This window comes from Porticoccus sp., from assembly GCF_041592135.1.
Classification (GTDB): domain Bacteria; phylum Pseudomonadota; class Gammaproteobacteria; order Pseudomonadales; family Porticoccaceae; genus Porticoccus.
The window spans coordinates 1-12271 of record NZ_JBFHQR010000061.1; the positions used below are offsets into that span (position 1 = coordinate 1).

The window sequence follows — 12271 nt, forward strand, 5'->3', positions numbered from 1 at the left end:
AGGTCGCGGCTGATTTGTCATCGGCACTGTTTCGGACCACCAGCAACGGAGAGTTCACGACGGAGCCGGGTTCGGAGGCTGGTTCCGCCGGTTGTTATTAACCTGGCAATATTGATTGCCGGGTTAATAAGCGGTACAGGGATGTGCCGCTATTGGCCATAGGCCAATGCAAGCCCAGGAAATACAAGGAATTCCGTGTAATTTCGCCAGTATTTCCGAGGCGCGCAACAAAATAGATAAGGATGTCTATTTTGTTGCCGGGTTAATGGTACTGCTCTTTGTTCTGTTTTTTTCAGGGGGTACTGATAATGAATTTCGTTTTATTTGTCATTCGAGAACTGCCGATTGCCGGCAGCCTGAACCCGGGGATAGCCCATTGAACGCTCCTGAGCGTCAGGGCTGGTCTGTTGCGGATTCCGCCAGCCTCTACGGGGTCAACGAATGGGGTGTCGGTTATTTCGGCCTGAGCGATAAGGGCGAAATGTCGGTGCTGGTGCCCCGCAAGGAACACCCGGTCAGCATTTCCCTGCTCGATATCATCGCCGGTCTGGAACAGCGTGGCCACGCCATGCCGGTGCTGCTGCGCATTGAAAATCTGCTCGACGACCGCATCCGCAGTCTCAATCAGTGTTTCGCCGAGGCGATCAGGAATCAGGGTTATCGCGGCCAGTACCGCGGCGTGTTCCCCATCAAGGTGAACCAGCAGTGCCATGTGGTGGAGGAGATCGCCAAGTTTGGCGGCCAGTACCACCACGGCCTGGAAGCGGGCAGCAAGGCGGAACTGATCATTGCCATGTCGCACCTGCGCGACCGCGACGCCTGTATTATCTGTAACGGTTACAAGGATGCCGAGTTCGTCGAGCTGGGGCTGCACGCCCGCAAGCTCGGCCTGAAGTGCTTCTTCGTGATCGAGACCCCCTCCGAACTGGGCATTATCCTGGAACAGAGCCGTCGCCTCGGCGTCGAGCCACTGATTGGCGTGCGCGTCAAGCTGGCCGCCAAGGTGGAAGGGCACTGGTTCGAGGACAGCGGCGACCGCTCGCTGTTCGGGCTGTCCATTACCCAGTTGGTGGACGTGGTCGACAAGCTCCGCGAAGAGGGCATGTTGCATTGCCTGCAACTGATGCACTACCACATCGGCTCGCAGATCCCCAATATCCGCAATATTCGCGATGGCGTGCAGGAAGCCTGCCGCTACTACGTCGATCTGGTGAAAGAGGGCGCGCCTCTCGGCTACCTGGACCTCGGCGGCGGCCTGGCGGTGGATTACACCGGCGCGCAGACCAACGAGACCCACAGCAAGAATTACTCCCTGGAGGAGTACTGCGTGGATATCGTCGAGACCATCAGCGAGGCGATGGACAACTACGAGGTGGCCCACCCGACCATTATTACCGAGTCCGGCCGCGCCACCGTGGCCTACTCCTCGGTGCTGCTGTTCAATATTCTCGACGTCAGCTATTTCAAATCCAACGGCCTGCCGGAGGCGCTGCCGGAAGAGTGCGCCGAATCCCTGACCAACCTGTGGGCGACCCTGCAGGTACTGGGGGAGGACAACGTTCAGGAATGCTGCAACGACGCCGTGCACTACCGGGAGGAAATGCGCCGCATGTTCCGCCAGGGACAGGTGCAGTTGCGCGAGCTGGCGCTGGCGGAGAACCTGTATCTGGAAATTTTGCAGCGCACCCGCCGGCTGCTGCCCAGCCTGCGCCGCATTCCGCCGGAACTGCAAAATCTGGACGAGGCGCTGGCCGACATCTATTACGGCAACTTCAGTCTGTTCCAGTCCCTGCCGGACGCCTGGGCCATCGATCAGATCTTCCCGATCATGCCGATCCACCGGCTGGATGAGGAGCCGCGCAACAAGGCGGTGATCGCCGACCTGACCTGCGACTCCGACGGCAAGCTGGATCTGTTCGCCAACGCCGACGGCGAAACCCGCACCCTGCCCCTGCACGACCTGAAAGAGGGCGAGGAGTATTACCTCGGCGTGTTCCTGGTGGGCGCCTACCAGGAGACCCTCGGCGACCTGCACAACCTGTTTGGCGACACCCATGTGGTGAGTGTGCGCATCGACGGCGATGGCGGTTTTGAATTTGTCGAGGAAATTCAGGGTGATACCATCGGCGACGTGCTCAGCTACGTGGAGTACAACCCCAAGGAACTGTACGAGCAGTTCCGGGTCAGCGCCGAGGCGGCGGTGAAGTCGGGCAGTATCAGCGTCAAAGAGCGCCAGCATATGCTGAAGACGTTCGGTAACAGTTTGAACGGCTACACCTATTTCGAGCGGGACTGACCCCCCGGTCATTGAACAGGCAGGTTGAACAGGTAAGTTAAGGAGTCAATCATGGCAAAAGTATTGATTATTGGTGCCGGCGGTGTCGGCGGCGTGGTGACCCACAAGTGTGCCCAGTTGCCCGAGGTGTTCGGGGAAATTGTGCTGGCCAGCCGCACCGAGGAAAAGTGCCGGCACATCGCCGCGCAACTGGATCGTCCCATCGAGACCGCCCAGGTGGATGCCGACAATGTGCCGGAACTGGTGGCGCTGATCGAGCGCGTCAAACCGGATCTGGTGATCAACGTGGCGCTGCCCTACCAGGACCTGACCATCATGGACGCCTGCCTGGAAGCGGGGGTCAATTACCTGGATACCGCCAACTACGAGCCGCTCGACACTGCCAAGTTCGAGTACAGCTGGCAGTGGGCCTATCAGGACAAATTTAAACAGGCGGGGCTGATGGCGCTGCTCGGTTCCGGGTTCGATCCCGGCGCCACCAACGTGTTTACCGCCTACATCGCCAAGCACTACTTCGATGAAATCCACACCCTGGACATTATCGACGTCAACGGCGGCGACCACGGCTATCCGTTTGCCACCAACTTCAACCCGGAGATCAACATCCGCGAAGTGACCGCCGAGTGCCGTCACTGGGAAAACGGCGAGTTCATCACCACCCCGGCGATGTCCACCAAGCAGTCCTTCACTTGTCCGGACGGAGTGGGTACTTACAACATCTATCGCATGTACCACGAAGAGCTGGAATCGCTGGTGAAAAACTTCCCCAGCCTGAAGCGCGCCCAGTTCTGGATGAGCTTTGGCGAGAGCTACCTGAAACACCTGGAAGTGCTCGGCAACGTGGGCATGACCGGTATCGAGCCGGTGGACTTCAACGGCCAGCAGATCGTGCCGATCCAGTTCCTGAAGCGCCTGCTGCCCGACCCGGCCAGCCTCGGCCCGCGCACCAAGGGCAAGACCTGCATCGGCTGCGTGGTCACCGGGGTGAAAGACGGCAAGCCGAAGACTGTTTACCTCTACAACATCTGCGACCATCAGGAATGTTATGCCGAGGTGCTGTCCCAGGCGATTTCCTACACCACCGGTGTGCCCGCCATGATCGGCGCCAAGATGATGCTGGAAGGCAAGTGGCAGCAGCCCGGCGTGTGGAACATGGAGCAGATGGACCCCGATCCGTTCATGGAAGATATGAACAAGTACGGCCTGCCCTGGACCGTGATCGAAGAACCCGGTTTCGACCTGGTCTGAGGCGCCGCTAAAAACCGGCTTCCCAGCAAGTCGGCTTTTTAAGTGTATTGCCTGTGTCTGCGGATAAGTGAACAGTTTACAAATACCCAATTTGGGTTTTTAATTACCCAAATTGGGTATTTTTATGGGCGATAATAAAAAAGTCAGCATCGCTGATGCACTGTTTTCCGGCACCCGTCAGAAAGTGCTGGGGCTGCTGTTTGGCCAGCCCGAGAGACATTTTCTTCTCAGTGAGATTATTCAGCTGGCGAATGCCGGTTCCGGGGCAGTGCAAAGAGAGGTGGATAGGTTGCGCACCAGCGGCTTGGTTACGGCCACTCAGAAGGGCAGGCAAAAATATTATGCTGCCAATCAGCTTTCCCCCATCTATCCTGAGCTTTGTACATTGATCAGAAAGGTGCTGGGCCCTGAAGAACGCTTAAAAACGCGGCTGGAAAATGAACAGGGCATCAAGCTGGCCATTTTGTATGGTTCGGTCGCCAAGAAAACGGATACCGCCAGCAGTGATATTGACCTGCTGCTGGTATCGGACAGTCTGACCCTTGAGGAGGTTTTTCGCATGTTGGAGCCACTTGAAACCGAGTTGGCCCGTCCTGTGAATCCGACCCTTTATACCAGTACAGAATTTTCCTCCCGCCTGGAACAGCAAAACCCCTTTTTGGTAAAACTGCTGGAAGGTGAATACATCCTTTTAAAGGGAGCCATCAATGGACAGGATGCCGTTGGATAATCTGGTCAGGGTTGGCCAGCTAAAGGAAGAGCCGCCGGATCTCCGGGAATTTAATGGTCTGGTGAGTTCAGGCACCGTCAGGTTGAAGGACGCCAAGCTGAACCAGATCAGCCTGGAAAGCCGATTCGATCTCGCCTACAACGCCGCCCATGCGCTGGCATGGTTACAGGTCCGAAAATCGCTATTTGGTATTTCAATGTTTGAAACATACGCTGGCATTGCCTAATGAACAATGGCGCGTGCTGGATGTGGCCCATCGAAAGCGCAATCTGGCCGAATACGAAGGCTATCTGGAGGTGGATGAAAATCTGCTGGATAGCCTCATAAGAACAACGGACGTCGTTGCTGAAAAAATATCGGCGTTGGCGCCACTCGAATGAATAGGTGAATACATTGGCTAACAATCCCTTCGACGGTTTTGATGCCCGCCGCGTGCCCTCGCCCTGTTTTGTGGTGGACGAGGCGGCGGTGGAGCGCAACCTGCAAATTCTTCACCGGGTACAGGAGCGGAGCGGCGCCAAGGTACTGGCGGCGCTGAAGGCGTTTTCCATGTGGAGCCTGGCGCCGCTGGTGTCGAAGTACCTGTCCGGCACCTGTGCCAGCGGGTTGCACGAGGCGCGCCTGGGGCGCGAGGAGTACGGCGGTGAATTGCACGTGTTTTCCGCCGCCTACACCGAGCACGACCTGGCAGAAATCCTCAAGATTGCCGACCACGTGGTGTTCAATTCCTTTGGCCAGTGGCAGCGTTTTCAGCCGCTGCTGCAAGCGGCGCAAAAGGCTCGCCCGCAGCTGAAGTACGGCTTGCGTATCAACCCCCGCCACTCCGAGGGCGAGGTGGCCATTTACGATCCCTGCGCCCCCTGCTCGCGGCTGGGTATTCCGCTGTCGCAGTTCGATGGGCAGTCCCTTGAAGGCATCAGCGGCCTGCATTTCCACACCCTCTGTGAGCAGGATGTGGAACCCCTGAAGCGAACCCTGGCGGCGGTGGAAGCACAGTTCGGCGAGCTGCTGCATACCATGGAGTGGGTCAATTTCGGCGGCGGTCATCACATCACCCGTCCCGACTATCAGGTGGACGAGCTGATCGAGGTGGTGAAAACGTTTGCTGCCAAGTACGGCGTGCAGGTGTTTCTGGAACCGGGGGAGGCGGTGGCCATTCACACTGGCGTGCTGGTGACGGAGGTGCTCGATGTCACCTGGAATGATATGGATCTGGCGATTCTCGACACCTCCGCCACCTGCCATATGCCGGACACCCTGGAAATGCCCTATCGCCCCCATGTGTTGGGCGCCGGCCAGGCGGGTGAGAAGGCCCACACCTACCGCCTCGGTGGCATGACCTGCCTGGCCGGCGATGTGATCGACGATTACAGTTTTGATGAGCCTTTGCAGGTTGGGCAGCGGCTGGTGTTTGACGACATGAGCCACTACACCATGGTGAAAACCTCCACCTTCAACGGCATCAACCTGCCCGCCATCGCCATCTGGAACTCCGACACCGATGAGCTGCGGCTGGTGAAGCAGTTTGGCTATGAGGACTTCAAACAGCGCCTGAGTTGAGGCGATTTGTCAGGCCCTATTTTAAGCAGCCCGGCGAGCAATCGTCGGGCTGTTTTCGTTGTGGCCGAGCGTGGCACTGATCGAGATCATAGCCAGAATCAATGGCGTGCCTGGTTGCAATTCGCAGCGGTGCGGGCTAATTTTTGATGGCTACAACAGGCATAAAAACCGTACCTAAGGAATTTTGCTATGGCCAACGAAGGTTATCACGAACCCATAGAAGAACTGTCCAGCGAAACCCGCGACATGCACCGGGCCATCACTTCATTGATGGAGGAGCTGGAGGCCATCGACTGGTACAACCAGCGGGTGGATGCCTGCAAGGAACCGGAACTGAAGGCGATCCTGGCCCACAACCGCGACGAGGAGAAAGAACACGCCTCCATGGTGCTGGAGTGGATCCGCCGCCGCGATCCCGCCTTCGATCACGAATTGAGGGACTATCTGTTTACCGATAAGTCCCTCAGCCACGACTGATCCTCGCATCGGGCGGGAGCCGCTAGGTATCGATTCCCAGGGAATCCCAGATATCGTCCACCCGCGCCTTGACCTTCGGGTCCATAACGATGGGCTTGCCCCACTCGCGGCTGGTTTCACCGGGGAACTTGTTGGTGGCGTCGAAGCCGATCTTGGAGCCGAGGCCGGACACCGGCGAGGCGAAGTCCAGGTAATCGATGGGCGTGTTGTCGATGATCACCGTGTCCCGGCGCGGGTCCATACGGGTGGTCATGGCCCAGATCACATCATTCCAGTCCCGCGCATTGACGTCGTCGTCGGTGACCACCACAAACTTGGTGTACATGAACTGGCGCAGGAACGACCACACCCCCATCATCACCCGCTTGGCGTGGCCGGGATACTGCTTCTTCATGGTGACCACGGCCATGCGGTAGGAGCAGCCCTCCGGCGGCAGGTAGAAGTCGACAATTTCCGGGAACTGCTTGCGCAAAATCGGCACGAACACTTCATTCAATGCCACGCCGAGAATGGCCGGCTCGTCCGGTGGTCGCCCGGTGTAGGTGCTGTGGTAGATGGGATTGTTGCGGTGGGTGATGCGCTCCACGGTAAACACCGGGAACCGGTCCACCTCGTTGTAGTAGCCGGTGTGATCGCCAAACGGGCCCTCGTCGGCCATCTCGCCGGGGTATAAGTGCCCCTCAAGGATAAACTCGGCGCTGGCCGGCACCTGCAGGTTGCTGCCCAGGCACTGGGCCACCTCGGTGCGCTCGCCGCGCAGCAATCCGGCAAAGGCGTATTCGGAGAGGCTGTCCGGCACCGGGGTCACCGCGCCGAGAATGGTGGCCGGATCGGCCCCCAGCGCCACCGCCACCGGGAACGGTTTTCCGGGATGCTGCTGTTGCCAGTCGCGGAAATCCAGCGCGCCGCCGCGGTGGGATAACCAGCGCATGATCAGCTTGTTCTTGCCGATCACCTGTTGGCGGTAGATGCCCAGGTTCTGGCGCTCCTTCTCGGGGCCGCGGGTGATCACCAGCGGCCAGGTGACCAGTGGGCCGGCGTCCTCCGGCCAGCAGGTCTGGATCGGCAGCTTGCCGAGATCCACCTGATCGCCCTCCAGCACCACCTGTTGGCAGGGGGCTTTCTTCACCAGTTTGGCGGGCATGTTGAGAATGGGTTTGAACTGGTGGCGCTTTTCCCACAGGTCTTTCATGCCCTTCGGTGGTTCCGGTTCTTTGAGGAAGGCAAGCAGTTCGCCCACTTCGCGCAGGGCGGAGATGTTTTCCTGGCCCATGCCCAGGGCGACCCGCTCGGGGGTGCCGAACAGGTTGCCGAGCACCGGGATATCGAAGCCCTTGGGATTTTCAAACAGCAGCGCCGGGCCGCCGGCGCGCAGGGTGCGGTCGCAGATTTCGGTCATTTCCAGATAGGGGTCTACCTCGGCGCTGATGCGCTTCAGTTCGCCGCGCCGTTCCAGAAAATCGATAAATTCCCGCAGGTCGGAATGCTTCATGGGGTGGCCCTGATTTGAGAGTGCCAAGTGTTACGGCATCGGGCGGTGAATGCAATATGGCTGTTTACACTGTGGCCGGGCTGATGCAAATGGTGGATATTGCGGTTACATTAACGCCATGTCCTATGCCGCCCTGATCCCTGCTATTGCCCTGATTCATTTCGGCTTTGTGCTGTTTGTGATCGCCGGCGGCCTGCTGGCGTTTCGCTGGCCGCGGCTCATCTGGCTGCATTTGTTCTGCGCCTGTTACGGTGTGCTGATCATGATTGTCGGCTGGCAGTGCCCGCTGTCCGACGTGGAGGCCTGGCTGCGGCGGCAGCGGGGTGAGTCCGTGGTGCCCGGCGAGTGGGGATTTCTCGATCACTATATCTGGCCCCACCTGGGGGTTCAGGGCACCGAGTGGTTTATTACCGCGGCGCTGGTGGTGGCGATTGTGCTGTTTAATTTTCGCGCCTATCGCGCGGTGTGGTTTCGGAGTTAGCGGTGGACGGCATCGGCAAGATCTTTCTGTTCAATTGCGCGGTGGTGGGCATCGCGGTATTGATCCATTACGAGGCGCTGTACCGGCTGGCGCTGCTGTTGCCGAAACTGGGTATCGCCCCGCGTTTCCGGGTGCTGTGCGGCATTCTCGGCGCGTTTCTCGCCCATGTGCTGGAAATCTGGCTGTTTGCCTTTGGCTACTACCTGTTGCTGTCCTGGGGTGGCATGGGTGAACTGGGCGGGAACTTTGACGGTTCGCTGCTGGATTGCAGCTATTTTTCCTTCAGCAACTACACCTCTTTGGGTTACGGGGATATCGAGCCCTTTGGCCACATCCGCTTCCTGGCTGCCCTGGAGGCGCTCACCGGCCTGATCCTGATTGGCTGGACCGCCTCGTTCATGTACATCGAGATGCAGAAGTTCTGGGTGGCGGGCAAGGGCAAAAACTGAGCCCTTGCCGCTTATTCAAACACAATGGTCTTGTTGCCGTGCAGCAGCACCCGGTCTTCCAGGTGGTAGCGCAGGCCCTTGGCGAGCACGGTTTTCTCCACATCCTTACCCTTGCGCACCAGGTCCGGAATGCTGTCGTGGTGGCTGATGCGCACCACATCCTGCTCGATGATCGGCCCGGCATCCAGGTCGCTGGTGACGTAGTGGCAGGTGGCGCCGATCAGTTTCACGCCGCGCTCCGCCGCCTGGTGGTAGGGCTTGGCGCCGACAAAGGCGGGCAGGAAACTGTGGTGGATATTGATGATCTGCCCGGGATGATTGGCACAAAGTTCTGGCGGCAGGATTTGCATGTAGCGCGCCAGCACAATGACGTCCGCCCGGCTGTTTGCAATCAGCCGGTCCACGGCGGCGAAGTGCTCGGCCTTGTTGGCCGGATCCACCGGGGTGTGGTGGTAGGTAATGTTGTGCCAGGTAACGTAACTGCGCAGGTCGTCGTGGTTGGAGATGACACAGGGGATGTCGAACTGCATCTCGCCGCTGCGCCAGCGGTACAGCAGATCGGACAGGCAGTGGGCCTGTTTGCTGGCCATCAGTACCACCCGTTTCGGCACGCTGGTGTCGGTGAGCCGCCACTGCATGTGGTACTGCTCGGCCAGGGGGGCGAAGCGGGTGGTCAGCTCCTCCGCGCCGTAGGGCAGTGAGTCCGCCGCAATCACCTGGCGCATGAAAAACCAGTTGCTCTCCGGGTCGCGGTAGTAGTTGGCTTCAGTGAGCAGGCCGCCCTCGTCGGCGAGGAAGGAGCTGACGGCGGCCACCAGGCCGACGCGGTCGGGGCAGGAAACAATCAGGCGGTAGCTGTGGTTGGTCATGGCAGGATTGGTCATGAAGGTCATTCGTCCCTTGACGTGGGTGGATGGTAGCCCGTGGTCACAAAGAACGGGATTATACTGCGGTTTTGATCATTGGTTGTGCAAAGGGAGTTGAGGTGAATTTTACGCAATGGCTAAAGACCGCTGGGATAACGGTCCTGCTCGGTGTTGTCCTTGGCAGCCTGGTCGCCCAGGCCGAGATTTACACCTGGAAGGATGCCAGTGGCAAGGTGCATTTCAGTGACAGCAAGCCCGCCAACACCCCGGTGGAATCGGTGGAGGTGCGGGTCAATACCATCGTTGCCCCGAGCATTTCCGATAGCGATTTTCTGGGTGCACGGGCATCCGCACAGGTGGTGATGTACAGCGCCGAGTGGTGTGGGGTGTGCAAGCAGGCGCGGCGCTATTTCCAGCAGCAGGGCATCGGCTTCAGGGAGTACGACATTGAAAACTCCCGCAAGGGCCGGACGGATTATGAGCGCCTCAACGGCCGGGGTGTCCCGATCATTCTGGTGGGTGCCAAGCGCATGGACGGTTTCAGCGCCGGGCGTTTCCAGGCAATCTACGCCGGGCAGCAGCGGCCCTGAACGGGGTTATTTGAGCAGTGCCAGTACGGCTCGAAATTGCGGGTGTTCGGCACTGCCCAGCCACTCGAAAATCACCATCTCGGTGGTCACCAGCTCGGCGCCATGGGCGGCCATTCTGTCCAGGGCGCGGTTGCGGTTTTCCGGTGAGCGGGAACCGACCGCATCGCTGACCACAAACACCTTTTTTCCGGCAGCCAATAACCCCAGCACCGTCTGTAGAACACAGACGTGTGTTTCGCAGCCCGCCACGATCAACTGTTGCCGACCGGCCATCAGCTTTTCGGCGCCCAGGGTACGGCAGGCGTCAAAGGTCATTTTTTCCAGCACCGCTTCATCGCCCTGAAGGTTCAGACGGCTATCGCTGTGGCCGAGTCCGGCTGGGTTCTGTTCCGTGAACAGGTGGGGAATCTCCAGTAGCCGGGCGGCCTTGAGCAGTCGTGCGGCGTTGTCGAGTACCTGCTCGCCATTGGCGATGGCGGGCATCAGCTTCTGCTGGATATCGATGACAGCCAGTGCCGACAGGCTGGGATCAATGGTCAACATGGCTGTTTTCCTCCTCAATCTGCCTGGTCAGCGTGGTGGCAAAATCGCCCATCATGGCTTCCACCTCGACACCAAAGATGCGAATGCGGCCGGTGTGGGCCAGCAACAGCAAGCCGGTGGCGTGGGCAAACAGGCTGGCGGTGATTTCGCGGGCCTGTGCTGCACCGGCGCCCAGCGCCACTGCGGCGTCGGTAATGGGTTGCAAGCCGTTCTGCAGTTGCCGGTTGAGCATGGCATCGCGCTCCTGGCCGAGACCTCGGGGTTTCATGCCACCGCGGAACAGGTAGAAGCCCAGGTCCAGGTCGCGGGGGTTGTCGCGGTAGTAGTGGAAGAAGGCCATGGCGGCGGTGTGGAGTTTTTCTGCCGGAGAGCTGATCTGGTTGAGCGCCCGTTCCGTTTCCTGTTTCAGGTTGTCCAGGGAGCTGGAGAGCAGTTCCGCGTACACGGCTTCCTTGGAGTCGAAGTGAAAGTACAGCGCCGCCGGGGTGTAACCCGCCACCTTGGCGATGGCCCGCAGGCTGGCGCCTTCCAGTCCCTCCTCTTCAAATACCCGCCGGGCCGCCTTGAGGATCAGGTCCCGTTTCAGCTCGTTGACGGCGGAGCGCCGTTTGTCGGCAGAGTTGTTGGCTGACATGGTCGCGTCTCTCCAGAGCGTCACTTGACAGGAAAATTCTAACAGCGTTAGATTATTCGTACAAATGATCTTTTGAGGCTGCAACCATGTTGATGTCCGCTGTGGAATACCGCGAATCCCTGCGCCGCTACCGGCCGAGGGTATTTATCAATGGCCGGCAAATCGACAGCGTGGCGGATGAGCCGCTGCTGGCCCCTGGTATCGCCGCGGTGGGTGTCACCTACGATTTCGCCCGGAAATTACAGTATGCGGAATTGATGACGGCCACCCAGGGCACCTCGGGCAAGCTGGTCAACCGCATGCTGCACATCAATGAAGGCAGCAACGACCTGTTGAACAAGCTTGAGGCGGTGCGGCTGGTCTGTGCCGAATCCGGCTGCGCCCAGCGCTACCTGTCCCACGATGCCCTCAATGGTCTCTACCAGTCCACCTGGCTGACCGATGCCAACCATGGCACCGACTATCACCAGCGTTTTCTGGCCTACCTGCATGAGGTGCAGGCGCAGGATCTTACGTTGGGGGTGGCGATGACCGATGCCAAGGGAGATCGCTCCTTGCGGCCGGGGCAGCAGGAAAATCCCGATGTCTATGTGCATATTGTGGAGCGGCGTGCGGACGGCATCGTTATCAGCGGCACCAAGGCCATCGTCACCGGCGCGCCCTATATGCACGAGTTTCTGGTGATGCCCTGTCGCACCCACACCCCGGAGGATGCCGATTATGCGGTGGCCTGTGCGGTGCCGGTGGATGCCCCCGGCGTGACCATCATTGCCCGCCCCGCCGGACGGCCCGGTGAAAGTGCGGCCAAATTTTCCGCCAAATACGGCCAGTCCACCGGAGTGGTGATATTCGAGAAGGTGTTTGTACCCCACGAGCGGGTATTTCTGGCTGGGGAGTGCGAGGAG

15 protein-coding genes are annotated in these 12271 nt (G+C 59.4%); 11 read left to right on the forward strand and 4 right to left on the reverse strand.

All coding sequences use genetic code 11. From position 1 onward, the window contains the following. The first annotated feature begins 376 nt into the window (after window positions 1-376). From speA to ABY948_RS07135, 7 genes are all read left to right on the forward strand, one after another. A complete protein-coding gene (gene speA, locus ABY948_RS07105) occupies window positions 377-2296 on the forward strand; it encodes a biosynthetic arginine decarboxylase (protein ID WP_461481828.1) in 1920 nt (639 codons plus the stop codon). A gap of 51 nt (window positions 2297-2347) precedes the next feature. Then, on the forward strand, window positions 2348-3544 hold the full coding sequence (locus ABY948_RS07110) for a saccharopine dehydrogenase family protein (protein WP_461481829.1): 1197 nt from the start codon (window positions 2348-2350) through the stop codon (window positions 3542-3544). A 124-nt stretch (window positions 3545-3668) separates the two neighbouring features. Then, a complete protein-coding gene (locus tag ABY948_RS07115; protein WP_461481830.1) occupies window positions 3669-4274 on the forward strand; it encodes a nucleotidyltransferase domain-containing protein in 606 nt (201 codons plus the stop codon). Beyond that, complete coding sequence (locus ABY948_RS07120; RefSeq protein ID WP_461481831.1) at window positions 4252-4500, forward strand: hypothetical protein; 249 nt, start codon at window positions 4252-4254, stop codon at window positions 4498-4500. The genes ABY948_RS07115 and ABY948_RS07120 overlap by 23 nt, the downstream gene beginning before the upstream one ends. After that, entirely contained in the window at window positions 4475-4654 is a 180-nt protein-coding gene (locus ABY948_RS07125; RefSeq protein ID WP_461481832.1) for a hypothetical protein, read from the forward strand. Before ABY948_RS07120 ends, ABY948_RS07125 begins: the two co-directional genes overlap by 26 nt. Window positions 4655-4658: 4 nt before the next feature. Beyond that, window positions 4659-5834, forward strand: coding sequence for a carboxynorspermidine decarboxylase (nspC, locus tag ABY948_RS07130; protein ID WP_461481833.1), 1176 nt, complete (start codon window positions 4659-4661; stop codon window positions 5832-5834). Between the two features lie 189 nt (window positions 5835-6023). After that, a complete protein-coding gene (locus tag ABY948_RS07135; protein WP_461481834.1) occupies window positions 6024-6311 on the forward strand; it encodes an encapsulin-associated ferritin-like protein in 288 nt (95 codons plus the stop codon). A 22-nt stretch (window positions 6312-6333) separates the two neighbouring features. Here ABY948_RS07135 and ubiD read toward each other — a convergent pair whose 3' ends face one another. Continuing rightward, window positions 6334-7803 carry a 4-hydroxy-3-polyprenylbenzoate decarboxylase gene (gene ubiD / locus ABY948_RS07140; protein ID WP_461481835.1) on the reverse strand — a complete coding sequence of 490 codons (1470 nt, stop codon included), beginning with the start codon at window positions 7801-7803 and terminating at the stop codon, window positions 6334-6336. A 118-nt stretch (window positions 7804-7921) separates the two neighbouring features. On the opposite strand from ubiD, the gene ABY948_RS07145 reads away from it, so the two are divergent. Next, window positions 7922-8284 (forward strand): DUF2784 domain-containing protein, encoded by a 363-nt coding sequence (locus ABY948_RS07145; protein WP_461481836.1) that lies wholly within the window; start codon window positions 7922-7924, stop codon window positions 8282-8284. Between the two features lie 2 nt (window positions 8285-8286). Then, the gene (locus tag ABY948_RS07150; RefSeq protein WP_461481837.1) at window positions 8287-8733 is read left to right on the forward strand and encodes an ion channel; all 447 of its coding nucleotides are present in this window, start codon (window positions 8287-8289) and stop codon (window positions 8731-8733) included. Between the two features lie 11 nt (window positions 8734-8744). Here ABY948_RS07150 and purU read toward each other — a convergent pair whose 3' ends face one another. Then, on the reverse strand, window positions 8745-9617 hold the full coding sequence (gene purU, locus ABY948_RS07155; RefSeq protein WP_461481838.1) for a formyltetrahydrofolate deformylase: 873 nt from the start codon (window positions 9615-9617) through the stop codon (window positions 8745-8747). A gap of 101 nt (window positions 9618-9718) precedes the next feature. Here purU and ABY948_RS07160 point away from each other — a divergent pair, with 101 nt between their 5' ends. Then, window positions 9719-10189: a DUF4124 domain-containing protein gene (locus ABY948_RS07160; protein WP_461481839.1), complete on the forward strand. Its 471-nt coding sequence runs from the start codon at window positions 9719-9721 to the stop codon at window positions 10187-10189. Between the two features lie 6 nt (window positions 10190-10195). Here ABY948_RS07160 and ABY948_RS07165 read toward each other — a convergent pair whose 3' ends face one another. Both ABY948_RS07165 and ABY948_RS07170 read right to left on the reverse strand, forming a co-directional pair. Further along, the gene (locus ABY948_RS07165; protein WP_461481840.1) at window positions 10196-10732 is read right to left on the reverse strand and encodes a hydrolase; all 537 of its coding nucleotides are present in this window, start codon (window positions 10730-10732) and stop codon (window positions 10196-10198) included. After that, complete coding sequence (locus tag ABY948_RS07170) at window positions 10719-11366, reverse strand: TetR/AcrR family transcriptional regulator (protein WP_461481841.1); 648 nt, start codon at window positions 11364-11366, stop codon at window positions 10719-10721. Before ABY948_RS07170 ends, ABY948_RS07165 begins: the two co-directional genes overlap by 14 nt. 86 nt (window positions 11367-11452) lie before the next feature. Between ABY948_RS07170 and ABY948_RS07175 the strand changes: the two genes are divergently transcribed. Continuing rightward, on the forward strand, window positions 11453-12271 hold an 819-nt coding region (locus tag ABY948_RS07175; protein ID WP_461481842.1), incomplete at its 3' end, for a 4-hydroxyphenylacetate 3-hydroxylase N-terminal domain-containing protein.